The organism is Phenylobacterium parvum (assembly GCF_003150835.1).
In the GTDB taxonomy this organism is placed as follows: domain Bacteria; phylum Pseudomonadota; class Alphaproteobacteria; order Caulobacterales; family Caulobacteraceae; genus Phenylobacterium; species Phenylobacterium parvum.
In genome coordinates this window covers 1986994-2012928 of record NZ_CP029479.1, presented here as the reverse complement: position 1 = coordinate 2012928, position 25935 = coordinate 1986994, and the positions used below count along the sequence as shown (strand labels likewise).

The window sequence follows — 25935 nt, the reverse complement described above, 5'->3', positions numbered from 1 at the left end:
TTTCGCCTGCGACGAACGGCCTGCCGGCCTGGGGCCCGATCCTGAGGGTCAGGCGGTCCATGGCGTCGACGGTTTGGGTGGAGACCGGGACTCCGTCTAGCGGCTCAGTCGTGAGTTTCCAAGGGGTTTTTCACGCCCGTCACAACGCGGTCGTGGGTCGACAGGTCGGGCAGGGTCTCGACCTCAAGGGCCCCCGCCTGCCGGAACAGGGCCTCGACCGCCACCCTCTGGTCAAAGCCGATTTCCACCAGGAACCTCCCGCCGGGCTTCAGCACGCGGAGGATCTCGGGGGCCAGGGTCCGGTAGGCGTCCAGCCCGTCAGGGCCCCCGTCCAGGGCCAGCCGGGGTTCGTAGACCCGCACTTCGGGGTCCAGGGTCTCGATCACGTGGGTGGCGATGTAGGGCGGGTTGGAGACCACCAGGTCAAAGCCCGCGTCACCAAGGCCGGACGTCCAGTCGCCGCGCAGGAGGGCGACCCGGCCGCCCATGCCCAGGCGGGCGGCGTTGTCGCGCGCGACGGCGAGCGCCTCCTCCGAGGCGTCCACACCCAGGCCGCGGGCCGCCGGGCGCTCAGCCAGGATCGCCAGAAGGATGGCGCCCGAGCCGACGCCCAGGTCGAGGAGGCTGAAGGGGCGGCCCTCGGGAAACAGGCGCAGGGCATGGTCGACGATGACCTCGGTCTCGGGCCGGGGCGTCAGGACATCCGGAGTTACGCCCAGCATGATGTTCCAGAAGCCGCGTCGGCCCAGAATGTGGCTGACCGGCTCCCGGCGGATGCGCCGCTCGAGGTAGTCATCCAGACGCTCGACCTGTCCGGCGTCCAGTTCGCGGTAGGGATCCCCGACGATATCCGCCCGGGTGACGCCGCAGGCGGCCTCCACCAGGACCCGGGCGTCGATGACCGGCCCCGGGATGCCCGCCGCCTCCAGGCGGGCCCGCGCGCCCTGCCAGGCCTGGAGGAGGTTGCGGCTCACTCCGGTTCGCCGGGCGTACTGCAGGCGTCGCCCACCCGCACGGTCCCCCCGTGGGTGACCTGGACATAGATCCCGCAGTCCCGGTGGCCGTACTGCTCGAAGAGGTGCTCCACCAGGGGCATGTCCCTCTCGGCGGTTTCCGGGTCCACCTCGGTGGCGGCGCAGCGGACGATGGGGGCGAAGACCGTCGCCCGGGCGAAGCCGAGCAGCAGGTTCCGGCCCTTCCAGCCGTTCTCGACCCAGGGCGGCCAGCCCTCCACATAGAGGTTCGCGCGGAAACGCAGGGGATCCACCGGACGGCCAATCCGCGCCTCCAGGTCGCGGACACTCGCCAAGTTGACGATGGAGACGTGCCCGGCGGGGTGGTCAAGGAACTGATAGTCCGGAGCCTGAAGCACCCGCACCCCCTCCCGGGCGTCCTCGCCAAGGAGGTCCCGGACCCAGCCGGCGAAACCTGCACGGCCGGCGTCGGCGCCGAGGTCGCCATGGAAATCGGGCCGGCCCGGGGCCGAGGCGGACAGGGCGGTCCCGACGACGCGGGTGCGGGCCGCCGCCACGACGGGGTGGGCCGCCAGGACGGCGAACTTCATCTTCGGGACGTATCTTGGCGCTTCCGGGTCGAAGCCGGAGGGTCCGTTCTCCACCACCCAGCGGCGGTCCTGTGCGATGGCGCGTCCTGGAACCAGGTCGGCCTGGGCCAGGGCTTCCGCCGAGAAACCCTTGATCGGATACCGGAAGAGGCCGGTGATGAGGGCTTCCATCAGGCGAACTCCGCTTCCAGGCTGGCCAGCCGCGCCGCCTGGTCCTCGGCGATCAGCGGGTTGATGATGTCGTCCAGGGACTCGCCTTCCAGCACCTTGGCCAGGTTGTAGAGGGTCAGGTTGATCCGGTGGTCCGTCACCCGACCCTGCGGGAAATTGTAGGTGCGGATGCGCTCGGACCGGTCGCCGGACCCGACCTGGCTGCGGCGGGAGTCCGCCCTCGCGGCGTCGAGGGCCTCGCGCTTCTGGTCGTACAGGCGGGCCTGGAGGACCTTCATCGCCCGGGCCCGGTTCTGGTGCTGCGACTTTTCCGACGACGTCACGACGATCCCGGTGGGGATGTGGGTGATGCGCACGGCGGAGTCGGTCTTGTTGACATGCTGGCCGCCGGCTCCCGACGACCGATAGGTGTCGATGCGCAGGTCCGCCTCGCGGATCTCGATGTCCACGTCCTCCACCTCCGGCAGGACCGCCACCGTGGCCGCCGAGGTGTGGATGCGCCCGCCAGCCTCGGTCTCGGGCACACGCTGGACCCGATGGACGCCGCTCTCGAACTTCAGCCGGCCGAAGACGCCCTCGCCCGTGATGGAGGCGATGATTTCCTTGTAGCCGCCGACCTCGCCCTCGGAGATGGAGTCGATCTCGACCCGCCAGCCATGAACCGCGGCATAGCGCTGGTACATGCGGAAGAGGTCGCCGGCGAAGAGGGCGGCTTCGTCCCCGCCGGTGCCGGCCCGGACCTCAAGGATGGCCGAGGCGTTCTCGTCGCGGTCGCGGGGAGCGAGGAGCAGGGCGACCTGGCGCTCAAGCTCCGGCAGGCGAGCCTTAAGGGCCTCCAGCTCGTCCCGGGCCAGGGCGGACATGTCGGCGTCGCCGGAGGCGGCCATCTCTTCCAGCTCGGGCGCTTCGGCACGGGTCTTCTCCAGGGCCTGGACAGCCTCCACCACGGGCTTCAGCTCGGAATGCTCACGCGACAGGCGCACGATCTCCGCGCCGTCCGAGGCGGCGGACATGCGGGCCTCGATCTCGTGGAAGCGGCCGAGGACCTGGTCGAGTCGGGCTTGGGGAAGTCGCAAGGGGCGGGATCTTCAGGGGGGCGGGAGAGGCAGGCTTCTAGCCCGCCGCGCGCGGCTTGCCAAATCCCGGAGGCTGGCCGGCGAAGGGGCGGGCGACCCGCTGGGGGCCGCCCGCGATCCACATTCGGATCAGACGCGCACGCCGCTCAGCGAGGCGTTGCCGAAGGCGCCGAGCTTGACGTTGCCCGAAAGGCTGTCGCCGCTGACGGTGGCTTCGAACTCGAGGGTCATCGGCATCGGGCTGGTGATGGCCGAGGACCAGACCAGCTTGTCGCCGTCGACCTTGCCGGAGATGTCCTGGTCGCCCATGCGGCCCGTCGTCTTGCCGGTGAAGGTGTCGCCGCTGGTGGTGATGGAGGCGTTCACTTCCTGAGCGCCCATCGGGGTGTTGATCGTGATCTTCCAGTTGCCGTCCGCAGACATGGCTCTCTCCTCTTTGCGAAGCGGCACCTAATCAACCCGGGCGGGGCCTTGCAAGCGGCGCTTCCATTCACCGTCGACGAGGCCGCCGCGGTCTGAGCCTAGGTGGGGTCTGGCTGCACGCTGTCAAGCTGGGCAGCCCTTTGCTCCACAAGCTCAACGATGTGGTCGACCATGCGGTCGTTGTCCATCTTGTGATCCGCCTTGCCGGCCAGGTAGACCATGCCGGAACCCTTGCCGCCGCCGGTGAAGCCGACGTCCGTCATCAGGGCCTCGCCCGGCCCGTTCACCACGCAGCCGATGATCGACAGGCTCATGGGCGTGGCGATGTGGGCCAGCCGGGCCTCGAGGGTCTCGACCGTGCGGATCACGTCGAATCCCTGTCGGGCGCAGGACGGGCAGGCGATGATGTTCACGCCCCGGTGGCGCAGTCCCAGGGACTTGAGCATGTCGAAGCCGACCTTGACCTCCTCGACGGGGTCCGCCGCCAGGGAGACCCTGAGGGTGTCGCCGATGCCGGCCCAGAGCAGGGCGCCCATGCCGATGGAGGACTTGACCGTCCCGATGCGCTGGCCGCCGGCCTCGGTGACGCCGATGTGCAGGGGGCAGTCGATGGCTTCGGCCAGCATCTGGTAGGCGGCCACGGTCATGAACAGGTCCGAGGCCTTCACGCTGATCTTGAACTCGTGGAAGTCGTGGTCCTGGAGGATGCGGGCGTGGTCCAGGGCGCTCTCGACCATGGCGTCAGGGCAGGGCTCGCCGTACTTTTCCAGGAGATGGCTCTCCAGGCTGCCGGCGTTGACGCCGATGCGGATGGAGCAGCCGTGGTCCCGGGCGGCCTGGATCACCTCGCGCACCCGGTCGGGGCTGCCGATGTTGCCCGGGTTGATCCGCAGGCAGGCCGCGCCGGCCTTCGCCGCCTCGATTCCCCGGCGGTAGTGGAAGTGGATGTCCGCCACGATGGGGACCTTCGAGCCCTTCACGATCTGGGAGAGGGCGGCGGTGGAGGCCTCGTCGGGACACGACACCCGCACGATGTCGGCGCCGGCCTCCTCCAGCTGGCGGATCTGGTCGAGGGTCGACGCTGTATCCGCCGTCAGGGTGTTGGTCATGGACTGGACGCTGATCGGCGCGTCGCCGCCGACCTCGACACGGCCGACGCGGATCTTTCGGCTCTTCCGACGGACGATGGTTCGCCAGGGGCGAAGGGCGTGGGTTTCGGACATGGAGTGAGAATAGGGGCCTAGCGGGTGAATCCCAAGGGCATGTAAGGCGGGGGTCCTCAGGCGGGGTGTCTCAGGCGGGGTGTCTCAGGCGGGGTGTCTCAGGCGGGGCGTCTCAGGCGGGCGTATCAGGCGGGGGGCGGCAGGGCGATGGCGCCGGCGGGGGTCCGCCCGGCGGGCAGGACTCCCCGGGCCTGGCCGTCGACGAAGACGGCCATGACCCCCGCCTCCACCGTCTCGAAGGTGACCCGGGCCCCGTCGGGCGCGCGATAGGCCTCGCCGGCCGCGAGGGGGCGGGCGAACCAGGCGGCGCCGTCGGGCCCCCAGACAATCAGGGTCGTCGGGCGACGGGCCTGCAGCACCAGACGTCCCGCGCCGGCGGGGACGCCGTTCACGGCGCCCCGGGCGGCGAAGGTCTCGCCAAGGTCCATGAGGGTCGGGTCCTCGCCGGAGGTCATCCCCTCTGGCAGGGCCGCCGAGAGCTGCGCCTCGAGTCCCGGCGTCAGGTAGGGCGGCGGGGCGTTGGACTCCACCGGGGCCGGCAGGGGCGCGCCCAGGCTCATGGGACCCGCCGGCGTGGCCGCGGGCGGGGAGGCCGCCACCAGGGTGGTGGGGCGCCGGCTCTCGTCGTGCAGGGTCCCCCGGCGGACCAGGTTCCAGGCGACGATGGCCGACAGGATCACTACGCCCGCAAGGACCATCAGCCTCAGGCGCGGGTCGGCCATCCGGCGGACGCCAACGGGGGGCCTGAGGGCGTCGTTGCGGTCCGGATCATCGGCCTTGAATCGGGCGATGGCGGCGTCGCCCGGGAAGCCCAGCGCCTGGGCGTAGGCCCGGATGTAGCCGATGGTGAAGGGGCGGCTGGGCAGCTCCTTCAGGCGCAGGGCCTCGATCGCCTCCACATAGGCCGGCCGGATGCGGGTGAGGGCTGCGATGTCCGCGATGGACAGGCCCCGCGACTCCCGGATCGCCCGGAGGGCCGCTCCCACGTGCTCGCCATCCTGGAGATCGGGCGCAGGCGCGGAGGACCCGGCCCTGTCCTCACCTTCCGCGGAGCCTTCCTCGGCCATGGCTGCGACGATCCCCTCAACGCGGCCCGGCGATAGCATGGCGGGCGGGGGAGTCCAATTGCGGCCCGACGGATCGGCTCAGACCGCGAGGTAGAGCTTCCGGGCCAGGGTCTCCACCTCGTTCCGGATCGAGCCGGAGGTGCTCCGCAGGAGGCTCTGTATGCCCTTACGGGCCGCGGACCGGTCGCAGGACAGGACCATCTGCTTGACCGGGCCGATCCCCGCCGGCGGCATGGAGAGGGCCTCGAAGCCGAGGGCGACCAGGACAAAGGCCTCAAGGGGCCGGCCCGCCATCTCGCCGCAGACCGAGACCGGCGTGCCCGTCTCGGCGCAGGCCTTCTGGATCATCTCCAGGGCGCGAAGGGCCGGGGGCGACAAGAGGTCGTACCGCTCCGAGACCCGGGGGTTCCCGCGGTCGGCGGCGAACAGGTACTGCATCAGGTCATTGGTGCCGACGCTGACGAAGTCGGTCATCGGCAGGAGGGCGTCGAGGTGCCAGATGACCGAGGGCGCCTCGATCATGGCGCCGACGTCGAGACGCGCGGGCTCGGGCCGTCCCCTGCGGTTCGCCCAGGCGATCTCCAGGTCCACCAGGGCGCGGGCGGCGCGGAACTCGTCGACGCTGGCCACCAGCGGGAACATGACCTTCAGCGGCCGGCCGCGGGCGGCGGCGATCAGGGCCCTCAGCTGGAGCCTCAGCAGGGCCGGACGGTCGAGCCCCATGCGCACCGCGCGCCAGCCCAGGGCCGGATTGTCCTCCCGCTCGGCCTCCATGTAAGGCAGGACCTTGTCGCCCCCCAGGTCCAGGGTGCGGAAGGTGACCGGCAGGCCCCCGGCCGCGTCCATGACACGGCTGTAGAGGGCCGTCTGGGCCGTCAGCCGGGGCATTTCCTCGGCCACCATGAACTGGAACTCGGTGCGGAAGAGGCCGATCCCCTCGGCTCCGGCCTCGCCCAGCATGTCCAGGTCCACGTCCAGGCCGGCGTTCATGAGCAGCTGGATCTTCGCCCCGTCCTGGGTGACGGCGGGCCGGTCACGCAGCCGGGCGAACTCGGCGCGCCGCTGCAGGCGGACGTCGAGGCGGGCCTTCAGCGCCTTCACCACGTCCGGACGCGGCCGCAGGTAGGCCTCGGCGGTCTCGGCGTCGACGATGACGGTGTCGCCCTCCGAGACCTTGTCCCTCAGGCCAGCCAGTCGTCCGACGCAGGGGATGTCCAGGGCCCGGGCCACGATGGCGGCGTGGCTGGCGGTGGAGCCCTCTTCCAGCAGTAGCCCCTTCAGGCGTGTGCGGTCGTATTCGAGGAGGTCCGCGGGGCCAAGGTTCCGGGCGATCAGGATCGCGTTCTCCGGCAGATCGCGGGCCAGTCCGGCGTCGCCCGCCAGGTGCCGCAGCAGCCGGTCCGCCAGGTCCTCGAAGTCGTGCAGGCGCTCGCGCAGGTAGGGGTCGCGCGCCTGGCCCAGGCGGGCGCGGTGCTCGGACCGGACCCGCTCGACCGCCGCCTCGGCGGTGAGGCCGTTGCGCACGGCGTCCTCGAGGGATCGCCGCCATCCGCGGTCGTAGGCGAACATGCGGTAGGTCTCGAGGACCTCGTACGAGGCCTCGACCAGCCCATGCTGGCCCTCCAGCATGCTGTCGATCTGGGCCTGGAGGGCGGTGATGGCCGCCTGCAGGCGCTCTTCCTCGGCGGCGACGTCCTCGGCCAGCAGGTCCGAGGGAGCCACGGGCGGCTCATGGAGCACCGCCACGCCCAGGGCCAGGCCCTCGGCGAACCGGGCGCCCTTGAGCCGCTCGGGCTTCTTGGGCACCAGGTCGATGTTCTGCAGCGGCCCCTCGGTGGCCAGCTCGCCGCCGGCGACCATCTCGGCCAGGACCATGGCGATGATCTGCAGGTCCTCGACCTCGTCCTCGGAATAGACGCGCTCGGTCCGGTTCTGCACCACCAGGACGCCGATCGCCCGTCCACCGCGCAGCAGGGGCACGCCCATGAAGGCGTGGAAGGGGTCTTCCCCGGTCTCCGGCCGGTAGGAGAAGGCCGGATGGTTGGGGGCGTCCGACAGGTTGAGCGGGCGGCCCAGCCGCATGATCTCGCCGACCAGGCCCTCGCCGGGCTTCATCCGCGTCAGGTGGACGGCTTCAGGCGACAGGCCCTCCGTGGCGAAGAGCTCCATCTGGCCGTCCGCCTGGCGCATGTAGAGCGAGCAGACCTCGGCCACCATCGACCGGGCGATGATCCGCACCACCATGTCCAGCCGCGCCTGGACAGGTCCGCCCGAGGCAAGCGCCTCGCGGATCTGCCGGAGCAGGCTGCGCTGCCCCCGGACGGCGAAACTGGCGGTCGATGTCGGCACAGGCGTCCCTTGAAGCGGGACAACGGCGTCCCGGGCCGTCTTTTAGCAGCAAGGCATGACGGAACGGAAAACAAATGCCCTTGCAGCAGGCGTCCGGACCCCTGGGCGCCTGCGCAGGAGGCGCCGCTCAGCCCGCCGGGCAGGAAATGGGCGCCGCCTTCGCGATCTCCGCCGCCGCCGCCTTGATGTCGGCCTGGTAGGCGGGGCTCGCCGAGACCCGCGTGTAGACGGCCAGGCCAAGCATCCGGCCCGCTGCGACGTCGCTGGCCCAGTGGACCCGGCAGTCCACACGGTGCTGGCCGACCTCGGCGCCCCAGGCGCGGATGGCGTCGGCGCGGGCGGGCGCAGCGTCGGACAGGACGAGGGCAAGAAGCCAGCCAATTCCGGCATGTCCGCTGGGGTAGGCATAGCCCAGCTTCTCGCCCTGCCCCGCGGCCACCCGCGGATCGCAGGCCGGGCCGCCGTCCACGCTGAAGGGGCGCGGCCGCTTCCAGGCCGACTTGGCCTGTTCCATGGGCCCGACGAAGTCCGACGTGACCGACATGAACAGCTTCTGGATCGTCGGGGTCTTCTCTGCAGAGACCTGTACGCCCACGGCGCAGGACAGGCCTTGCATGAAGTTGGCGTCGGGGATGTTCGCTTCGCGGATCGCCGCCTTCCACGCCGGACCGTCCACGCCGGCGCGCGCGGCGGCGGCGGTTGCGCGGTCGAAGGCGTCCTGGCTCGATCCGGGCGCCGGCGGCGGCGGCAGGAGCCGGACGGCGTCAATCGGGGGTTGGCCCGCCAGGTAGCCTCCGCGGGCCTGGGCGGTTCCCAGGTTGGCGGGTGCGGCGGCGAGAAGGACAAGGGCGAGGGCAAGGACAGGGCGCATGGGGTGTCTCCGGCGTATGCAAGGCGCAGGGTAAGCGGATTGTCCCGAGGCCGCCACGCCGTCATACTCTCTTCACGAACCGGCTCAGGCTCCGGTCAGCACGGGGGGAATTCCATGCGCTACAGGCTCGCCGCGCTCGGCGCGGCCCTGATCGTCTGCGGCGCCCTGTTGGCCGCATTCGTCCAGACCCGGGGCGGAGTCCAGGTGACCGAGGCCCGCTGGCGGACCGCTGAGGGCGCCGTGATGTCGGGACTGCTCTACCGGCCGCCCGGCCTTTCGGAAGGCCGCCGGGCGCCCGCCGTCCTTCTCAGCCACGGCTACATCAACACCCGCGAGATGCAGAGCCCCTTCGCCATCGAGTTGGCGCGGCGGGGCTTCGTGGTCCTGGCCATGGACATGACGGGGCATGGCGGCTCCGGAGGCAATGTCGGAGCCGCCGGCTTCGGCGGGCCTTCCGCCCTGGCCTACCTGAAGCGCCAGCCCTACGTGGACGCCGGGCAGGTGGGGCTCGCCGGCCACAGCATGGGGGGCGGACCCATCCTCGCGGCGGCCCACGCCCAGCCGGACGGATACCGGGCCGTCGCCCTGGTGGGATCGGCTCCAGGGCTCTTCGGTCCGCCCACGGAGGTCCGCCCGGATTTCCCCCGTAACCTGAACGTCGTCTTCGGCGGCCTGGACGAGTTCGCCGGCCTGATGTGGCGCACGCCCCGGGGAACGGACCTGCCGGGCGCGGAGAAGCTGAAGACCGTCTTCGGCGTCACCGAGGCTGTGCAGCCCGGCCGGCTCTACGGCGATCCGGCCCTCGGGACCGCGCGGCGCCTGGACCTGCCCCACGTCACCCATCCTTGGGAACACTTCTCGTCCGGCGGCGTTGCCCCGGTGGTGGACTGGATGCAGGCCCGGCTCGAGGGCGAGGCCCATCCCCTGCCGCCTAATGACCAGGTGTGGTTCTGGAAGGAGATCGGGACCCTCCTGGCCCTGGTCGGCGCCGGTTTTCTCCTGCTCGGAGCCTTTGAACTCGCTCTGGGCCTGCCCTGGCTTTCAGGCCTGAGGCGCTCGCCCGAGCCCGCCGCGGCGGTCCGGGGCGCAGGCGGATGGTTGGCGCTGGGCCTGACCGCCGTACTGCCGGCCCTGACCTACCTGCCCGTCATGAAGCTGGGCGCCCTGTGGTTCCCCTCCGCCCTGTTCCCGCAGTGGGTCCACAACCAGCTCCTGGCCTGGGCCCTGGTCAACACGGCCCTGGCCATCCTTATCGCCCTGCTGCTGAGGCGGGGCCGGCCGGTCTTCAGCGTCGACATCGTTCGCTCGGTCCTCGCCGCCGTGCTCTCGGTGGGTGCGGTCGCCCTGGCCCTCACCCTTGTCGATCGCCTGCTGCACGTGGATTTCCGCTTCTGGGTCGTGGGTTTCCGTCCCCTGACCGCAGACCGGCTGCCAATCTTCCTGACCTACCTGCCTTTCTGGATCGTGCATTCGGTCATCGCCGTGCGCGGGCTCTGCGCCCTGCTGGCTGTGGACGGCGCCGGGCGCCGGATGACCTACTTCACGGCTGCGGCCGTCATGGGCGGTGGGTTCCTGGTCCTGGCGATCGCCGAGTACGCAACCCTGTTCAAGACGGGCCTGCTGCTGACTCCAACCGAGCCGCTGAATGTCATCGTCGCCCTGCAGTTCATTCCCCTGCTGAGCCTTGTGGGCGTCATCGCCGTCTTCACCTGGCGGCGGACCAACAGCTACCTGCCCGGTGCGCTGATCTGCGCCCTCTTCCTGTCCTGGTACGTGACCAGCGGCACGGCCAACCACTGGTCGCCCGACTATCCGATGACCTTCCCGCCCGCGGCGAGGGCCCCCTAGTCACGCCTCAGAGCTGGTCGAGGCCGTAGGCGGCGTGCAGGGCGCGGACGGCCAGCTCGGTGTAGGCCGCGTCGATCAGGACGGAGATCTTGATCTCCGAGGTCGAGATGACCTGGATGTTCACGCCCTTGTCGGCCAGGGCGCCGAACATGGTCTTGGCCACGCCCGCATGGCTGCGCATGCCGACGCCGATCACTGACACCTTGGCCACGTCCTCGTTGACCTTCACGTCCTCGAAGCCGACCTTCTCCTTGAGGCCGCGGACGATCTCGACGGCCCGGCTGGCGTCCCGCTTGCCGACGGTGAACTCCATGTTCGCCGTGTCGGCGATCCGGGCGTGGCTCTGCACGATCATGTCGACATTGACGTTGGCGTCCGCCAGGGCCCCGAAGATGATCGAGGACACCCCCGGATGGTCGGGCAGGCCGAACAGGCTGATCTTGGCCTCGTCCCGGCTGTAGGCGACTCCGCTGACGATCCGCTTTTCCATGATCTCTTCCTCGTCGCACACGATGGTGCCTTGGCCCGGGGCCTCGCCGGGCTCGACAAAACTGGACAGGACCCGGACGGGCACCTTCTGGGCCATGGCGAGCTCTACAGACCGGGTCTGCAGGACCTTGGCGCCCAGGGACGCCATCTCCAGCATTTCCTCGTAGGAGATCCGCGACAGCTTGCGGGCCCGGGATTCGATCCGGGGGTCCGTGGTGTAGACGCCGTCCACGTCGGTGTAGATGTCGCAGCGCTCGGCCCGCACGGCGGCGGCGATGGCGACGGCGCTGGTGTCTGATCCGCCGCGGCCGAGGGTGGCGATCCGGCCCGAGGTCGTGACGCCCTGGAAGCCGGCGATCACCGCCACCTCGCCTGAATCCAGCGCGGCGGAGAGCTTTTCCGGCGGGACATCGTCGATCCTGGAGCGGCCGTGGGCGTCGTCGGCGACGATCGGCACCTGCCAGCCCATCCAGGACCGGGCCGGAAGGCCCATGTTGCGAAGGGTCATGGCCAGGAGGCCCGCGGTCACCTGCTCGCCCGAGGCGACGACGACGTCGTACTCGTCATCCGACGCAGGCAGGCCCTCGGCGGCGGGACCCGCCGCGTCGGTCCAGGCGACCAGCTCGTTGGTCTTGCCGGCCATGGCCGAGACAACGACGGCGACCCTGTGCCCGGCCGCGACCTCTGCGGCCACGAGCCGCCCGACGCGCCGGATGCGCTCGAGGTCGGCGACGGACGTGCCGCCGAATTTCATGACCAGCCGCGACATGGCTCGAAATCCGCACTCCAGACCCGGGAAGAGAGGCCTTCTAGCGGCGGGGCGGGGAGGGGGCAACACCTGCGCGACCGGGCTTTTCCCTGTGCAGCCGGCCCGGGGCTCTGGTATGTGCGGCTCATGCCCGAGCCCGGTTCCAGCATTGATCCCGCCGAAGTCGAGCGGTTCTCACGCATCGCCGCCGAATGGTGGGACCCGAAGGGCAAGTTCGCCCCCCTGCATCGCTTCAATCCGGTCCGGCTCACCTTTATCCGAGAACAGGGCCTCGCCCATTTCGGCCGCGACGGCGACGCCCGCCGGCCCTTCGAGGGCCTGAGGCTGCTGGACATCGGCTGCGGGGGCGGCCTCCTGTCCGAACCCATGTCGCGGCTGGGCTTCGATGTGACCGGGGTCGACGCTTCCGAGCGCAACATCGGCACCGCCCGGACCCACGCCGAACAGACCGGGGTTCCCGTTACCTACCTCGCCTCGACCGCCGAGGCCCTCGAGGCCGAGGGAACGCCGCCCTTCGACGTGATCCTCAACATGGAGGTGATCGAGCACGTGGCTGATCCGGGCGGGTTCCTGCGCACCTGCGGCCGCCTCCTGGCGCCCGGCGGGCTGATGATCGTGGCGACCCTGAACCGAACCCTGCGCGCCCTGGCCCTGGCCAAGATCGGCGCCGAGTATGTCCTTCGCTGGCTGCCGGCCGGCACCCATGACTGGCGGAAGTTCCTGACCCCGGAGGAGCTTCGGAGCTTCCTCTCCGGGACGTCCCTGGACATGAAGGGGCCATTCGGGGTGAGCTTTGATCCCCTTTCCGGCGTCTGGCGGCTCTCGTCGGATTCCGGGGTGAACTACATGATGACGGTGACGCGCCGGGCGGACTGAACGGCCGGGCGCCCGGGTCCAGGGAGGGACTGGCGCATGTTCGGACTGATGATGGACAGGCCCCTGACCCTGCCCTCCATCCTGGAGTACGCCGCCGCCTGGCATCCCGCCCGCGAGATCGTCACCCGCACGGTCGAGGGGCCGATCCATCGCTACGGCTATGCCGACGCCCTTCATCGCGTGAAGCGCATGGCCAACGCCCTGCGATCCCTGGGCGTGAAGCCTGGCGACCGCGTGGCCACCCTGGCCTGGTCCACCCACCGCCATTTCGAGCTTTACTACGCGGTCAGCGGCCTGGGTGCGGTGCTGCACACCATCAATCCGCGCCTGCATCCCGACCAGGTGGCCTGGGTGGCCAACCATGCCGGCGACAGCCTGCTGTTCTGGGACATCTCCTTCGCCGACCTCGTGCCCGAGATCGCCGGGCGCATGGAGACCGTGAAGACCTTTGTCGCCATGACCGACCGGGACAACCTGCCGGCCTCCGCCCCGGGCGGGACCCTGGTGTACGAGGAGCTGGTCGCGGCGGCCTCGTCGGACTTCGACTGGCCTGAGCTCGATGAGCGGCAGGCCTCCACCCTCTGCTACACCTCAGGCACGACGGGGAATCCCAAGGGGGTGCTCTATTCGCACCGCTCGACCGTCCTCCACGCCCTGGCGGTGATCCAGCCGGACTGCTTCGGGCTTGGCGCGGCCGACGGCATCCTGCCCTGCGCCCAGATGTACCACGCCAACGCCTGGTGCACGCCCTACGCCGCGCCCCTGGTGGGGGCCAAGCTGATCCTGCCCGGCCGGCACCTCGACGGGCCCTCGGTGTGCGGCCTGGCGGTGGCCGAGCAGGCGACCTTTCTCCTGGGCGTGCCGACCATCTGGGTGGGCGTGCTGGACCACCTGGACGGGACGGGCCAGTCCCTGACCTCGGTCCGTACGGTGGCGGTGGGCGGTTCAGCCCCGACGGCCTCGCTGATCTCCCGGGTCCAGGGTCGGCTCGGCGCCGATGTCCGGCAGATCTGGGGCATGACCGAGACCAGCCCCCTCGGCGTGATCAACACCCCCCTGGCGGCGCACGCGGGCGAGACGGCCGAGGCGGCGCTGGCCCGCAAGCAGAGGCAGGGCCGGGCCAACTGGGGCGTCGAGCTGCGCATCGTCGGCGAGGACGGCGCCGTCCTCCCGCACGACGGGCAGCAGTCAGGCGCCCTTCAGGTCCGGGGGCCGTGGGTGGCCTCGGCCTATTTCCGAAACGACGGCGCCGAGGCCTTCGGCGACGACGGCTGGTTCGACACGGGGGACATCGCCGCCATCGATCCCGAGGGCTACCTGCGCCTGACGGACAGGGCCAAGGACGTCATCAAGTCGGGTGGGGAGTGGATCTCGACCCTTGACCTCGAGGATGCGGTCTCGTCCCACCCCGCCGTCGCCCTGGCCGCCGCAGTCGGGGTCCCGCATCCCAGGTGGGATGAGCGCCCGCTCCTGCTCGTGGTGCTGCGACCCGGCCAGGACGCCGATCCGGCGGCGCTGCGCGACCATGTCGCCGAGCGGGTGGCGAAGTGGTGGGTTCCGGACGAGGTGCGCATCGTCGAGAGCCTGCCCATCGGCCCGACCGGCAAGGTCCTCAAGCGGGAGTTGAGGGCCGGGCTCGCCAGGACCTGAAAAGACGCTGGCGCCCGCCGCCCCAAGGGCGATAAGGTTCCGCCGACCCAGCCCTGAAGGCTGGCGCGTTGCCAACGCCCGCAGGGGCGAGACTTGGGGAGATGCCGACATGAAGGCCGCCGTTCTGCGGGAAGTGGGCAAGCCGCTTCAGATCGAAGACGTCCAGATCAACAAGCCCGGCCCGCATGAGGTCCTGGTCCGCACCAAGGCCGCCGGCCTGTGCCATTCGGACCTGCACTTCATGGAAGGCTCCTACCCGCACCCGCTCCCGGCGGTCCTGGGCCACGAGAGCGCCGGCGTCGTCGAGGCGGTGGGCTCCGAAGTGCGCACCGTGAAGCCGGGCGACCACGTCATCACCTGCCTTTCGGCCTACTGCGGCCACTGCGAGAGCTGCCTGACCGGGCGCCTGTCCCTCTGCGTCAGCCCCGAGACCAAGCGCGGCGCCGACGACGAACCCCGCCTGACCCAGAACGGGGCGGCCCTGCCGCAGTTCCTGAACCTGTCGTCATTCGCCGAGTACATGCTGATCCACGAGCACGCCTGCGTCTCGATCCGCAAGGACATGCCCCTGGACCGCGCCGCCCTGATCGGCTGCTCGGTCATGACCGGCGTGGGCGCGGCCATCCACACCTCAGGCGTGCGTCCCGGCGAGACCGTGGCGGTCATCGGCTGCGGCGGCGTGGGCCTCTCCGCAATCAACGGCGCGGCCATCGCCGGCGCCGGCCGGATCATCGCCATCGACATGTTCGCCGGCAAGGACAACCTGGCCCGGGAATTCGGCGCCACCGACTTCATCGACGCCTCCTCGACCGACGCGGTGAAGGAAGTGCTCGAGATGACCCGCGGCGGCGTGCACCACGCCTTCGAGGCCATCGGCCTGTCCAAGACCGCCGAACAGGCCTTCAACATGCTGCGCCGAGGCGGAACGGCCAACATCATCGGCATGATCCCGATCGGCCAGAACGTGACCCTGCCGGGCGCCGCCTTCCTGGGCGAGAAGCGCATCCAGGGCTCGCTGATGGGCTCCAACCGCTTCCCGGTCGACATGCCCCGCCTGGTCGACTTCTACATGTCGGGCAAGCTCAAGCTCGACCAGATGATCTCCCAGCGCATCCGGCTGGACCAGGTCAATGAGGGCTTCGACGACATGAAGAAGGGCGGTCTCGCCCGCTCGGTCATCGTCTTCGACTGATCCAAACGGACGAGACGAAACGGGGGCCTCGCCTTGCGGCGGGGCCCCTTTTTCATGGGCGGTTCAGAGGAGGGTGAGGGCCTTCTCGGGCGGCCGGCAGACGGCGACGCCGCCCGGTCCCTCGACCACCGGCCGCTCCACCAGGATGGGGTCACGGACCATGGCGGCGGCGAGGGCCGCCTCGCTGACATCGGGGGCGGTCAGGCCCAGCGCCTCGGCGGGGGTGCCGCGAGTGCGCAGGAAGGCCCGGAGGGGAACGCCGGCGCGGGCGGCCAGGGCAGTGAGCTGGGCCTCTGTCCAGCCGGCCCTGAGGTACTCCACGACCCGGGGCTCGACGCCCTTCTCCCGCAGGAGGGCCAGGGTGTTGCGAGAAGTCCCGCAGGCGGGGTTGTGGTAGATGACCACCTCGGACACGGCTTTCTCCTTCATCACCATCTGTGGGTCGCCGCAGCCCGGACGAGGGCGGTGTCGCTGTCGCCAAAGGCCATCTCCCGGGGTCCGCGGGCGGGCAGGGGCGACAGCTGTGCGGGCCACTTTCCAAGCCGGGAGAGGGTCCGGACCTCCAGGGCGCCCGGGCCGGCGGGCGTGAACTCGATGACCAGGGTCTCCGGCGGCGCCTGCAGGCGGATCCGGTTCCAGACCCCGGGAGCGGCGAGGAGCCTGACGGGCCTTCCGTTGACCGTGAGCGCCGTCGCCAGGGTGTTGCTTCGAAGGTTCAGGCTGAGGCCCGAGGCGTCGGCCGGCGGCCGGATCACAAGTCTCTGGCGATCGCCTTCCAGCGCAGTCAGTGTCGTTTCGGCGCTCATCATCATGGGCGCTGGCCGGGCGGGAGCCGCCCAGAAGTCCCTGCGCGATACCAGGTCATCCGTGGTCAGGGAAGGTCGTCCGCCATCACGGGCAAGGACGCCTGCCGTCCACTTCGAAAGTCGCGGCTCGGCGGAGATCAGCAGGGCGCCGGCGGCGCCAGCGTCCTGAAGGTGCTGGACAATCGTGACCTGGGGATGTCGCTCGCTCCACGGCGGGCTCATCCGAAGGAAGATGGCGAGGCTGAGGCCTGCGGCCAGCATCCCGACGGCGACAAGCCCGGCCTGGACCTGCTTCTGTCCGGGCTCCGTGGCGTCATGGGCGAGGGGCCAGAGGCAGAGGGCGGCGAGCCAGGCGAAGAGGGCCAGCAGGGCGGGAAGGTCGAGCCCGAGGAAGACGCCGTGGGCGTATCCCAGGATCCAGGCCGTCACGGGCGCAGCGACCAGGAGGCCTGCAAGGGGCGTGATCCACGGCCTGGGTGCGGCGCCAAGGGTGGTCAGGACGGCCAGGAGACAGGCCGCCAGCAGGGGCCAGGCCACCAGGAAGGCGGCGGCCGGGGCCAGGACCTGGAGGACAAGGGCTGCCGCCAGCGCGGTGAGCAGCACGCCGGTCCAGGCCGGCGCCACACGGACGGGGGGGCCGAAGGTCATGAAGCCCGCCACGGCTGCGGCGATCCCCAGGGCGACGGCGGCGAGGTCCCATCCCAGCGGCAGGGCTGCGGCGCCGGCGGCGAGGCCCAGGGCTCCGGCCTGAAGGCGGCTTCGGCCACGCGCCGTGAAGCGCGGTGTCAGCAGCAGGACGCCCAGGCCGAGGAGCAGGAGGGCCGTCTCCCAGGTCGTCACGCGGGCCAGGAGCGATCTCTGCTCGAGAAAGCCGGCCCCTTCCGTCGCCACCCGGCGCGCCAGGTGCATCAGGGCGCCCGAGAGGAGAAGGATGTAGACGGCCGCGCCCACGCCGCGGACCACGCCGGGGGCGTCAAGGAGGCCGCTTCGCCGGGCGTTGCGGACGGCGAGGGCAAGCAGGCCCGCGCAGGCGGCAAGGATCAGCCAGCCGGCGGCTGCGGGATAGGCGATCAGGAGGTCGCCGAAGACGTGCGAGAAGACCCTGTCGGGTCCCCGGCTGGGCAGGGTGGGGGATTGGGAGAGGTCAAGCGCAACCGCCGTGACCTGGTCGCCCATGTGCTGGAGGCTTCCGGCGTCCAGGTTGGCGGGGGTCGATGTCGCGGCGTGGTAGTCGAACTGCCGGCCGATGAAGGCGAAGTTCAGGCCGTCGATCCGCGCGGCCCGGGAAACCGTGAAGTCGGTGTCGTTCGGCATGGCTGAATAGAGCATGACCGAGAGGGACGAGGCCGAGGGCTGGCTGGCCGCCCGCCGCAGGAGGTCGATGGTCCCCTGGTTCTGGGCGCCGGTCTGGAACATCTGGACAAGGCCGCCACCGCCCCGGGCTTCCATGTTGACCAGGAAGCCGATCCGTCCGGCCAGCGGATGTCGGGCGAAGAAGGCCTCGGCCCCCAGGAGCCCGGCCTCCTCTCCGTCGGTGATCAGGAAGATGACGTCCCGGGCAGGGGTTCCCCGCGCCTTGAGGATCCGCGCCACTTCCAGGGCGGCGGCGACGCCAGCCGCGTCGTCCGCGGCGCCCGGCGAGCCGGGTACGCTGTCGTAATGCGCCATCAGGGCCAGGGCGGGCGCAGACCGGTCGCGTCCGGGAAGGACGCCGACGATGTTCTCGACCTGGCCGCCAACGAAGATGGGCTCCTGCGCCCTTGCGACCCGCTGGAGGCCGAAATCGGCCTGGACCTGCGGCGAAAGGCCCAGGGCGGTCATGCGGGCGAGGATGTAGTCGCGCGCCCGGGCGTTCTCGACCGACCCGATGGGGTGGGGCTCGCGGGCGATGACGCCGACGTCCGTCAGCGCCCGGCCAGCCGAGAAGACTTCGGGCGGTGCGGTCGCCGGCCTGGGCGAAGGCGGACGTCCCGCCGCCGTGGCCAGGACCAGGGCGGCGACGAGGGTTACGCCGAGGACGGCGAGTCTGTTCATCTGGATTTCCTTCCCCCCGGATCCGTCCCTGAGCTTATCTTGGCGCCCACCGGAAACAAGAACGCCCGCCTTGAGGGCGGGCGCTCGTCGACCTTGGCCGGTCCTGGGATCAGGCCGCGGCCTGGCCCTCCATGGGATCACGCAGCACATAGCCGCGGCCCCAGACCGTCTCGATGTAGTGCTTGCCGTCGGCGGCGGCGGCAAGCTTCTTGCGCAGCTTGCAGATGAAGACGTCGATGATCTTCAGTTCGGGCTCGTCCATGCCGCCATAGAGGTGGTTCAGGAACATTTCCTTGGTCAGCGTCGTGCCCTTCCGGAGGGAGAGGAGCTCGAGCATCTGGTATTCCTTGCCCGTCAGGTGCACCCGGTTGTTGTTCACCTCCACCGTCTTGGCGTCGAGGTTCACCAGGATGTCGCCGGTGCGGATGACGGACTGGGCATGGCCCTTGGACCGGCGGACCACCGCGTGGATCCGGGCGACCAGTTCATCCTTGTGGAAGGGCTTGGTCATGTAGTCGTCGGCGCCGCCGCCGAGGGTCTTGACCTTGGTGTCGATCTCGGAGGTGCCCGAGAGGATCATGATCGGGGTGTCGATCTTGCCGACCCGCAGGTTGCGCAGCACGTCCATGCCGCTCATGTCGGGCAGGTTCAGGTCCAGGAGGATCAGGTCGTAGTCGTAGATCTTGCCCAGATCCACGCCTTCCTCCCCCAGGTCCGTCGTATAGACATTGAATCCCTCGGACTTGAGCATCAGTTCAATGCTCTGAGCCGTTGCGCTGTCGTCCTCGATCAGCAGTACGCGCATACTCGCCTCCTTGCCCCTCTGGCCGGGCGCTGATTCGCTTCGCGACGCGCCCCGGCAAAATCACCCTGCCAGAGGGTTAATTTAAGAAAGGTTAACGTTGGTAACCTTGCTGTGAATATCGTTAACCCGGTTCGCGAATCAGCGGCAAGCCCCGACGCATCGGCGTCCATTTCGGCCGGATGAATCTTTTGTGATTGGACAGTCCCGGCGAACACCTGCGGCGCATTCGGACTGGCGCGGCGCGTACAGGAACCCATATCTGAAGGGACCGGCGGTGGGCCGGCCTGAAGGAGTATCCTGGATGTCCCCGGATCTCGACGCCGATCCCGGTCCTTCCGGCCTTGCAGAGGCGGGGGCCGGCCTGAGCCTGCAGGACCACTGGGGCGACGATGACCTGTCTGCGCCGGTGGAGGCGCTTCCTCCCCAGCCCTTCAGCCTGTCCGATGAGGTTCGCCTTCGTCCCAGCCGAAGCCTTGGCGCGGCGCTGCTGGCCGGCGTGGCCGCAGGCCTCTTCCTGGGCCGTTTCCTGCTGCACGCCGACCGCGGCCAGGCTTATCCGCGGGCCTGACCCCTTCACAGCCGGTTAAGCCTGTAGGACACACTCTGGGCGACCTGAGTCGCGTCTGGAGTCCGCGTCTTGCAGAACCTTGTCGAGGCGGTCGAGAAACTGGATCCGCTGGTGGTCACCGGGCGGGTCGCGGCCGTGTCCGGACTTCTCATCGAGGCCCGTGGCGGCATGACCCGCCTGGCCGTCGGCGCCCGGGCGGAAATCCAGCGCCGGGGTGCGCCGCCCCTTCCCGCCGAGGTGGTCGGATTCCGGGAATCCCGGGCGCTCCTGATGCCGTTCGGACCTGTCGAAGGCGTGGCGCCCGGCGCCGCGATCCATATCGAGACCCAGGGCTTTGCGGTCCGGCCGACCACCGCCTGGCTCGGGCGGATCGTCGACGCCTTCGGCGAGCCCATCGACGGCAAGGGCCCCCTTCCGCAGGGGCTGGCCGCCTATCCCCTGCGCGCCTCGCCGCCGCCCGCCCACGCCCGCGACCGCGTCGGCGCCCGGCTCGACCTGGGCGTGCGCTCCATGAACGTCTTCACCACCTGCTGCCGCGGCCAGCGGCTCGGGGTGTTCGCCGGATCCGGGGTCGGCAAGTCCGTCCTCTTGTCCATGCTGGCCCGCCAGTCGGAGTGCGACGCCGTGGTCGTCGGCCTGATCGGCGAGCGGGGCCGCGAGGTCCGGGAGTTCATCGAGGAAACCCTCGGCGAGGAGGGGCTCAAGCGAGCCGTCGTGGTGGTGGCCACCTCGGACGAGCCGGCCCTCAAGCGCCGCCAGGCCGCCTACATGACCCTGGCCATCGCCGAGTTCATGCGCGACCAGGACCTGGAGGTCCTTTGCCTGATGGACTCGGTCACCCGCTTCGCCATGGCCCAGCGGGAAATCGGCCTGGCCGCCGGGGAACCGCCGACGACCAAGGGCTACACCCCCACCGTCTTCACCGAGCTGCCAAAGCTCCTTGAGCGCGCCGGTCCCGGCCCGATCCGGCCGGACGGCGCACGGGCGGGCCCGATCACCGGTCTCTTCACCGTCCTGGTCGACGGGGATGACCACAACGAGCCCATCGCCGACGCCGTGCGCGGCATCCTCGACGGCCACATCGTCATGGAGCGGGCCATCGCCGAGCGGGGCCGGTTCCCGGCCATCAACGTACTCAAGTCCATCAGCCGGACCATGCCCGGCTGCCAGGAACCCCGGGAACGGGAAATCGTCCGTGACGCCCGCCAGGTCCTGTCGGCCTACGCCAACATGGAGGAGCTGATCCGGATCGGCGCCTACCGGGCGGGATCCGATCCCCTGGTGGACCGGTCCATCGCCCTCAACCCCGCCCTGGAGGCCTTCCTCGGCCAGGACAAGGACGAGATGTCCACGCTGGGGGAGTCCTTCTCGCGGCTTGAGGCGATCCTCGCCGGAGGCGGGGCTTGAGCTGGGAGAAGAGCCTGATCCGGATCGCCGGCTACGACGTCGAGATCCGGCAGAAGCGCCTGGCGGAGGTCGTCCTGCGCCGGGAGGCGGCCGAGATGCGGCTGCTCATGATCGACGCCGAGCAGGAGGCCGAGGCGGCCTTCATCCGCAGCCGGCCCGAAGCGGCCTTTCACCAGTCGGCCTACCTGGCCGGTTGCAAGGCCCGGCGCCTGAACATCCGGGCTGAGATCGATCTCATCCTCGCTGAGGAGTCCGGGGCGCGGGACGCCCTGGCGGAGGCCTTCGAAGCCCAGAAGAAGTACGAGCATGTGGCCGACGGCATGGCCCGGCGCAGGCTCCGCGAGGCCGCCCGCCGTGAGACCGCAGAGCTGGATGAACTGGGCGTTCGTCAGGCGGGTCGCCCGGCTCCCGGCGGCGTCTGACCCTCAGCCGCCCGCCTGCGCGCCCAGGTCCGGGTCGTTCGCCTTGCGCAGGGCGTGGATGTCGTCGCTGAGACGGAAGAGGGCGACGTAAAGCTCGCAGAAGGCGCGCCAGAGCAGGGCGAGGATCCCGATCACCAGGGTTCCGCCGACCAGGACCCCGATCGCCAGGAGAAAGCCGAAGATCGACTGTTCGCGGATCGCCACGCCGACGGCGGTCCCGATGAAGCCGAAGCCGACAAGGGCCGTGATCCCCAGGCCGGACCAGTAGATCAGATGGATCACCTGCCGGGTCATCAGGGTCTCGAAGGACATCAGTTCCCAGAGCATGTCCGGGGTGAACTTCGCCGGCCGGCTGTTCGGTTTCAGGTCAAACATCAGCTTTCCATGTTCGGGGCGGCGCCGGTCAGGAGTGCACCCTCGCTAGCAGTCCCGGGTGAGGCCTGCAACACGCCGGCAGGTCTTGCCATCCGTTCCATCAGACCATGCCCACAGTCTTGAGGCGGGCCCTCGGGTGGACTTCATTCTGGCTCAGCACGGGGGTCTGGCCCCGGAACCGCTCGACGAGGGAGCGCACATAGGGACGGATCCCGGGACTGGTCAGCAGTACCGGGGAGTCCCCGCCCTGCGCCGCACGCTCGAAGGCGTCGCTGACCGACCGGATGAACTCCTGGAGCCGGGACGGGGCCATCGACAGCTGGCGTTCCTCTCCCGAGCCCACAAGCGACTCGGCGAAGGCCATCTCCCAGTCCGGCGAAAGGGTGATGATCGGCAGGGCCCCGTCCTCGCCTCGGAAGGCGAAGGACAGCTGCCGCGAGAGCCGGGCCCGAACCTGCTCGACGAGGCTGGTCAGGGAGGCGCTGTGGGGGGCGGCCTCGCTGAGACCCTCGAGGATGGCCGCCAGGTCGCGGATCGAAACGCGCTCGCGCAGCAGGGCCTGGAGAACCCTCTGGATCGTGGTCACCGAGACCACCGACGGGATGATGTCGTCCACCAGCTTCTTCTGTTCCGCCGGCAGGTCCCGCAGGAGCTTCTGCACCTCGGCGTAGGAGAGCAGGTCGGGCATGTTCTCCTTGAGGATCTCGGTCAGGTGGGTCGTCAGGACGGTGGATGGATCCACGACGGTGTAGCCGCGGAACGTCGCCTCTTCCCGCAGGCCGTCCTCGATCCAGGTCGCCGGCAGGCCGAAGGCGGGCTCGCGCATGTGCTCGCCGGTCAGCTCCACCTGGCCTCCGCGCGGGTCCATCGCCATGAGGGCTCCCAGGCGGACCTCACCGGTCCCGGCCTCGAGCTCCTTGATCCGGATGAGGTACCCCTGGGAGGGCAGGCGCATGTTGTCCAGGATCCGCACCGGCGGCATGACGAAACCGTACTCCGCCGCCAGGGTCTTGCGGAGGGCCTTGATCTGGTCGGTCAGTCGCCGGCCGTCGAGGTCATTGATCAGGGGCAGGAGGCCATAGCCGAGTTCGATCTTGATCTCGTCAATGGCCAGGGTCTGGCTGATGGGCTCCTCGACGTCCTGGGGCGGAGCCGGGTCCTCTATCCCCAGCACCTCTGCGAGCTGGGCGTTCGACGATCGTCTCCAGGCCAGCATCCCGGCGGCGATCGACAGGGCGGCGAAGGGCAGGACCGGCATGCCGGGGATCAGGGCGATGACCCCCGAGGCTGCCGACACCATGCCGAGGCTGATGGGGTTCATGGCCAGCTGGGTGACCAGGGCCTGGTCCGTCGCCCCGTCCACGCCGGCGTTGGACACCAGGAAACCGGCGGCGATCGAGATGATCAGGGCGGGGATCTGGGTCACCAGGCCGTCGCCGATCGTCAGGAGGGTGTAGGTCGAGGCCGCCTGCCCAATCGGCAGGCCATGCTGGAACGTCCCGATCAGGATCCCGCCGATGACGTTGATGGCGACGATGATCAGGCCGGCGATCGCGTCCCCGCGGACGAATTTCGAGGCGCCGTCCATGGAGCCGAAGAAGGTCGACTCCTGCTCCAGCTCCTTACGGCGGCGGCGCGACTCCTCCTGGTCGATCAGGCCGGCCGACAGGTCGGCGTCGATGGCCATCTGCTTGCCGGGCAGCGAGTCGAGGGTGAACCGGGCGGCGACTTCCGCGATCCGGCCGGAACCCTTGGTGATGACTATGAAGTTCACGATCACCAGGATGGCGAAGACAATGATGCCGATGGTGAAGTTGCCGCCCGTCATCAGGCGCCCGAAGGACTCGATCACCTGTCCCGCCCCGTGCACGCCCTCGTGTCCGTGCGCCAGGATCAGCCGCGTCGATGCGACGTTCAGGGCGAGACGGAACAGGGTGGTGACCAGGAGGACGGTCGGGAAGGAGGTGAAGTCCAGCGGCTTCTTGATGAACAGCGAGGTCATCAGGATCAGGATGGACGAGGCCAGAGAGATCGCCAGCAGGGCGTCCAGCAGGAAGGCCGGAACCGGCAGGATCAGAAGAACAAGGACCGATACGACGCCAAGCGCCAGCGCCACCTCGCCCCGGGCCAGCCACCGGATCACGACGGCGGGGGTGACCTTTTGCGGGGAGGGCCCGGCGAATGTGGTGTCGGTCACCGATCAGCTCCTCAGGCCGCGCTCGCGCCCATCTGGGGCGCCGGCACGCTCACGCCCGCCTCGGAGTACTCCTTCAGCTTGTTGCGGAGGGTGCGGATCGAGATGCCGAGAATGTTCGCGGCGTGGGTCCGGTTGCCGAGGCAGTGTTCAAGGGTCTCGATGATGAGCTGCTGCTCCATCGCAGCAACCGTCTGGCCGACAAAGCCCCGGGAGACGGCCTCTGCAGCCGTGGCTGCGGCCTGGGCGGTGCGGACGGCCGGGTCCGCCGGGCCGAGGGGCTGGCCATCGGGCAGGCGGATGGCGGACTCATCGATCTCCGGCCCGCTGGCGAGAAGGACCGCCCTGTGCATGGCGTTCTCAAGCTCGCGCACGTTTCCGGGCCAGCGATGGGCGAGCAGCCGGCGACGGGCCTCCTGCGAGAGCGGCTGGGCCGACAGGCCATTGGCGGCGGCGTACTTGCGGACGAAGAAGTCCGCCATGGGCAGGATGTCGCCGGGCCGGTCGCGGAGCGGCGGCAGCCTCAGGTTCACCACGTTCAGCCGGTAGAGCAGGTCTTCCCGGAAAGTCCCCTCCCGGACCGCCTGGACCAGGTCGCGGTTGGAGGTGGCCAGGATGCGGATGTCCACCTTCACCGGCTGGGAGCCGCCCACGCGGTCGATCTCGCGCTCCTGGATGGCCCGCAGGAGCTTGGCCTGCAGCCTCGCGTCCATCTCGGAGATTTCATCCAGCAGCAGGGTCCCGCCGTTGGCCTCCTCGAACTTGCCGATCCGCCGGGCCAGGGCGCCGGTGAAGGCGCCCTTCTCGTGGCCGAAGAGTTCGCTTTCGAGGAGGTTCTCCGGGATGGCCGCGCAGTTCACCGAGATGAAGGGCTTGCCGCTCCGGCGCGACTTCAGGTGCACATGGCGGGCGACGATCTCCTTGCCGGAACCGCTTTCCCCGGTGATCAGGATCGAGGCCTCGGAAGGCGCCACCTGCTCGGCCATGCTGATGACGGCCTTCATCGCCGCGTCCTCGGCGATCATCGGCCGGTTGTCATCCGAGACCGCGGCCAGCACGGCGGCGATCATCTCGGCGTCCGGCGGAAGGGGAATGAATTCCTTGGCGCCCGCCCGGATGGCGTCGGCCGCCTTGCGGGCGTCCGGGTCCACCCCGCAGGCCACGACCGGCGCGCGGATCCGCTCGGCCTCGTTTGCGGCGATGAGGGCGGCGATGTCGAGGCTGTAGTCGACCAGCAGCAGGTCCGCCCCCTGGCCGGCGCGGAGGGCGTGGGTGGCCGCCGCGATCGTCTCCACGTGGCTGACCTTGGCCCCCTGGGTCATCGCCATCTTCACGGCGGACGCCAGTTGCCCGTTCAGTTGTCCAACGACCAGAAGTCGCATGTTTCCGTCTCCGCTACGTCATCCGGGCCTCAGGCCTGGGTGTCGCCGTCCTTGATGATTTCGGTCATGGTCACGCCCAGCCGCTCGTCGACGATGACGACCTCGCCGCGCGCCACCAGGCGATTGTTGACGTAGATGTCGATCGCCTCGCCGACCCGCCTGTCGAGCTCCAGTACGCTGCCGGAGTTGAGCTGCAGGAGCTGGGAAACGCTCATCGTCGCCCGGCCCAGGACCGCGGAGATCGACACCGGCACGTCGAAGATGGGCGCAAGGTCGCTGGCCGTCTTCTCGCCGCCCTCTTCAGGTCCCGGCGCCTGGGAGCCGTCGTCCGGGCCGAGTTCATCGAGTTCGAGTTCGTTGTCGCTCATGATGTC

General features: G+C 69.9%; 23 protein-coding genes. 7 read left to right on the top strand and 16 right to left on the bottom strand.

Annotation, left to right across the window (positions count from 1 at the left end):
* Positions 1 to 104 precede the first annotated feature (104 nt).
* The 8 genes from prmC to HYN04_RS09530 form a co-directional block, all read right to left on the bottom strand.
* The gene (gene prmC / locus HYN04_RS09565; RefSeq protein WP_110450550.1) at positions 105 to 974 is read right to left on the bottom strand and encodes a peptide chain release factor N(5)-glutamine methyltransferase; all 870 of its coding nucleotides are present in this window, start codon (positions 972 to 974) and stop codon (positions 105 to 107) included.
* Complete coding sequence (locus HYN04_RS09560) at positions 971 to 1735, bottom strand: MOSC domain-containing protein (protein ID WP_110450549.1); 765 nt, start codon at positions 1733 to 1735, stop codon at positions 971 to 973. The genes prmC and HYN04_RS09560 overlap by 4 nt, the downstream gene beginning before the upstream one ends.
* Positions 1735 to 2811: a peptide chain release factor 1 gene (prfA, locus tag HYN04_RS09555; protein WP_110450548.1), complete on the bottom strand. Its 1077-nt coding sequence runs from the start codon at positions 2809 to 2811 to the stop codon at positions 1735 to 1737. The genes HYN04_RS09560 and prfA overlap by 1 nt, the downstream gene beginning before the upstream one ends.
* Positions 2812 to 2940: 129 nt before the next feature.
* Positions 2941 to 3234: a hypothetical protein gene (locus HYN04_RS09550; RefSeq protein ID WP_110450547.1), complete on the bottom strand. Its 294-nt coding sequence runs from the start codon at positions 3232 to 3234 to the stop codon at positions 2941 to 2943.
* Between the two features lie 98 nt (positions 3235 to 3332).
* Positions 3333 to 4457: a flavodoxin-dependent (E)-4-hydroxy-3-methylbut-2-enyl-diphosphate synthase gene (ispG, locus tag HYN04_RS09545; protein ID WP_110450546.1), complete on the bottom strand. Its 1125-nt coding sequence runs from the start codon at positions 4455 to 4457 to the stop codon at positions 3333 to 3335.
* A gap of 125 nt (positions 4458 to 4582) precedes the next feature.
* The gene (locus HYN04_RS09540; protein ID WP_206749505.1) at positions 4583 to 5524 is read right to left on the bottom strand and encodes a helix-turn-helix domain-containing protein; all 942 of its coding nucleotides are present in this window, start codon (positions 5522 to 5524) and stop codon (positions 4583 to 4585) included.
* Between the two features lie 78 nt (positions 5525 to 5602).
* Positions 5603 to 7768, bottom strand: coding sequence for a phosphoenolpyruvate--protein phosphotransferase (ptsP, locus tag HYN04_RS09535; RefSeq protein WP_241962721.1), 2166 nt, complete (start codon positions 7766 to 7768; stop codon positions 5603 to 5605).
* 232 nt (positions 7769 to 8000) lie between these two features.
* Positions 8001 to 8744 carry a phosphatase PAP2 family protein gene (locus HYN04_RS09530; protein WP_110450543.1) on the bottom strand — a complete coding sequence of 248 codons (744 nt, stop codon included), beginning with the start codon at positions 8742 to 8744 and terminating at the stop codon, positions 8001 to 8003.
* A gap of 114 nt (positions 8745 to 8858) precedes the next feature.
* On the opposite strand from HYN04_RS09530, the gene HYN04_RS09525 reads away from it, so the two are divergent.
* Entirely contained in the window at positions 8859 to 10592 is a 1734-nt protein-coding gene (locus tag HYN04_RS09525) for an alpha/beta hydrolase family protein (protein ID WP_110450542.1), read from the top strand.
* Positions 10593 to 10599: 7 nt separating this feature from the next.
* On the opposite strand, the gene HYN04_RS09520 is transcribed toward HYN04_RS09525, so the two are convergent.
* A complete protein-coding gene (locus HYN04_RS09520; RefSeq protein ID WP_110450541.1) occupies positions 10600 to 11850 on the bottom strand; it encodes an aspartate kinase in 1251 nt (416 codons plus the stop codon).
* Positions 11851 to 11976: 126 nt separating this feature from the next.
* Between HYN04_RS09520 and ubiG the strand changes: the two genes are divergently transcribed.
* The 3 genes from ubiG to HYN04_RS09505 all read left to right on the top strand — a co-directional run bounded on the left by ubiG (position 11977) and on the right by HYN04_RS09505 (position 15568).
* Positions 11977 to 12726: a bifunctional 2-polyprenyl-6-hydroxyphenol methylase/3-demethylubiquinol 3-O-methyltransferase UbiG gene (gene ubiG / locus HYN04_RS09515; protein WP_110450540.1), complete on the top strand. Its 750-nt coding sequence runs from the start codon at positions 11977 to 11979 to the stop codon at positions 12724 to 12726.
* A 36-nt stretch (positions 12727 to 12762) separates the two neighbouring features.
* Positions 12763 to 14376, top strand: a complete 1614-nt coding sequence (locus tag HYN04_RS09510; protein WP_110450539.1) for a long-chain fatty acid--CoA ligase — start codon at positions 12763 to 12765, stop codon at positions 14374 to 14376.
* Positions 14377 to 14485: 109 nt separating this feature from the next.
* On the top strand, positions 14486 to 15568 hold the full coding sequence (locus HYN04_RS09505) for a Zn-dependent alcohol dehydrogenase (protein ID WP_110450538.1): 1083 nt from the start codon (positions 14486 to 14488) through the stop codon (positions 15566 to 15568).
* Between the two features lie 63 nt (positions 15569 to 15631).
* On the opposite strand, the gene arsC is transcribed toward HYN04_RS09505, so the two are convergent.
* The 3 genes from arsC to ctrA form a co-directional block, all read right to left on the bottom strand.
* Positions 15632 to 15982 (bottom strand): arsenate reductase (glutaredoxin), encoded by a 351-nt coding sequence (arsC, locus tag HYN04_RS09500; RefSeq protein ID WP_338418722.1) that lies wholly within the window; start codon positions 15980 to 15982, stop codon positions 15632 to 15634.
* A 14-nt stretch (positions 15983 to 15996) separates the two neighbouring features.
* Positions 15997 to 18408 carry a M20/M25/M40 family metallo-hydrolase gene (locus HYN04_RS09495; RefSeq protein WP_162599615.1) on the bottom strand — a complete coding sequence of 804 codons (2412 nt, stop codon included), beginning with the start codon at positions 18406 to 18408 and terminating at the stop codon, positions 15997 to 15999.
* Between the two features lie 109 nt (positions 18409 to 18517).
* Positions 18518 to 19213, bottom strand: a complete 696-nt coding sequence (gene ctrA, locus HYN04_RS09490; RefSeq protein ID WP_110450536.1) for a response regulator transcription factor CtrA — start codon at positions 19211 to 19213, stop codon at positions 18518 to 18520.
* Positions 19214 to 19514: 301 nt separating this feature from the next.
* Here ctrA and HYN04_RS09485 point away from each other — a divergent pair, with 301 nt between their 5' ends.
* The 3 genes from HYN04_RS09485 (at position 19515) to HYN04_RS09475 (ending at position 21610) form a co-directional block, all read left to right on the top strand.
* On the top strand, positions 19515 to 19781 hold the full coding sequence (locus HYN04_RS09485) for a hypothetical protein (RefSeq protein ID WP_110450535.1): 267 nt from the start codon (positions 19515 to 19517) through the stop codon (positions 19779 to 19781).
* A gap of 69 nt (positions 19782 to 19850) precedes the next feature.
* On the top strand, positions 19851 to 21188 hold the full coding sequence (fliI, locus tag HYN04_RS09480; RefSeq protein ID WP_110450534.1) for a flagellar protein export ATPase FliI: 1338 nt from the start codon (positions 19851 to 19853) through the stop codon (positions 21186 to 21188).
* On the top strand, positions 21185 to 21610 hold the full coding sequence (locus tag HYN04_RS09475; protein ID WP_110450533.1) for a flagellar export protein FliJ: 426 nt from the start codon (positions 21185 to 21187) through the stop codon (positions 21608 to 21610). The genes fliI and HYN04_RS09475 overlap by 4 nt, the downstream gene beginning before the upstream one ends.
* 3 nt (positions 21611 to 21613) lie before the next feature.
* On the opposite strand, the gene HYN04_RS09470 is transcribed toward HYN04_RS09475, so the two are convergent.
* The 4 genes from HYN04_RS09470 to fliN form a co-directional block, all read right to left on the bottom strand.
* Positions 21614 to 21985, bottom strand: a complete 372-nt coding sequence (locus tag HYN04_RS09470) for a DUF4282 domain-containing protein (protein WP_110450532.1) — start codon at positions 21983 to 21985, stop codon at positions 21614 to 21616.
* A 100-nt stretch (positions 21986 to 22085) separates the two neighbouring features.
* Entirely contained in the window at positions 22086 to 24128 is a 2043-nt protein-coding gene (gene flhA / locus HYN04_RS09465; protein ID WP_110451372.1) for a flagellar biosynthesis protein FlhA, read from the bottom strand.
* A 65-nt stretch (positions 24129 to 24193) separates the two neighbouring features.
* On the bottom strand, positions 24194 to 25561 hold the full coding sequence (gene flbD, locus HYN04_RS09460; RefSeq protein WP_110450531.1) for a sigma-54-dependent transcriptional regulator FlbD: 1368 nt from the start codon (positions 25559 to 25561) through the stop codon (positions 24194 to 24196).
* A gap of 29 nt (positions 25562 to 25590) precedes the next feature.
* A complete protein-coding gene (fliN, locus tag HYN04_RS09455; protein ID WP_110450530.1) occupies positions 25591 to 25929 on the bottom strand; it encodes a flagellar motor switch protein FliN in 339 nt (112 codons plus the stop codon).
* Between the last annotated feature and the right edge of the window lie 6 nt (positions 25930 to 25935).

Coding starts and splice junctions, on each gene's coding strand:
- HYN04_RS09540 (WP_206749505.1), bottom strand. CDS start 5,524: ATGGCCGAGGAAGGCTCCGCGGAAGGTGAGGACAGGGCCGGGTCCTCC.
- HYN04_RS09485 (WP_110450535.1), top strand. CDS start 19,515: ATGTCCCCGGATCTCGACGCCGATCCCGGTCCTTCCGGCCTTGCAGAG.
- HYN04_RS09470 (WP_110450532.1), bottom strand. CDS start 21,985: ATGTTTGACCTGAAACCGAACAGCCGGCCGGCGAAGTTCACCCCGGAC.
- HYN04_RS09510 (WP_110450539.1), top strand. CDS start 12,763: ATGTTCGGACTGATGATGGACAGGCCCCTGACCCTGCCCTCCATCCTG.
- HYN04_RS09560 (WP_110450549.1), bottom strand. CDS start 1,735: ATGGAAGCCCTCATCACCGGCCTCTTCCGGTATCCGATCAAGGGTTTC.
- HYN04_RS09505 (WP_110450538.1), top strand. CDS start 14,486: ATGAAGGCCGCCGTTCTGCGGGAAGTGGGCAAGCCGCTTCAGATCGAA.
- HYN04_RS09530 (WP_110450543.1), bottom strand. CDS start 8,744: ATGCGCCCTGTCCTTGCCCTCGCCCTTGTCCTTCTCGCCGCCGCACCC.
- HYN04_RS09525 (WP_110450542.1), top strand. CDS start 8,859: ATGCGCTACAGGCTCGCCGCGCTCGGCGCGGCCCTGATCGTCTGCGGC.
- HYN04_RS09520 (WP_110450541.1), bottom strand. CDS start 11,850: ATGTCGCGGCTGGTCATGAAATTCGGCGGCACGTCCGTCGCCGACCTC.
- HYN04_RS09495 (WP_162599615.1), bottom strand. CDS start 18,408: ATGAACAGACTCGCCGTCCTCGGCGTAACCCTCGTCGCCGCCCTGGTC.
- flbD (WP_110450531.1), bottom strand. CDS start 25,561: ATGCGACTTCTGGTCGTTGGACAACTGAACGGGCAACTGGCGTCCGCC.
- HYN04_RS09550 (WP_110450547.1), bottom strand. CDS start 3,234: ATGTCTGCGGACGGCAACTGGAAGATCACGATCAACACCCCGATGGGC.
- ctrA (WP_110450536.1), bottom strand. CDS start 19,213: ATGCGCGTACTGCTGATCGAGGACGACAGCGCAACGGCTCAGAGCATT.
- ubiG (WP_110450540.1), top strand. CDS start 11,977: ATGCCCGAGCCCGGTTCCAGCATTGATCCCGCCGAAGTCGAGCGGTTC.
- ptsP (WP_241962721.1), bottom strand. CDS start 7,768: ATGGTGGTGCGGATCATCGCCCGGTCGATGGTGGCCGAGGTCTGCTCG.
- fliN (WP_110450530.1), bottom strand. CDS start 25,929: ATGAGCGACAACGAACTCGAACTCGATGAACTCGGCCCGGACGACGGC.
- ispG (WP_110450546.1), bottom strand. CDS start 4,457: ATGTCCGAAACCCACGCCCTTCGCCCCTGGCGAACCATCGTCCGTCGG.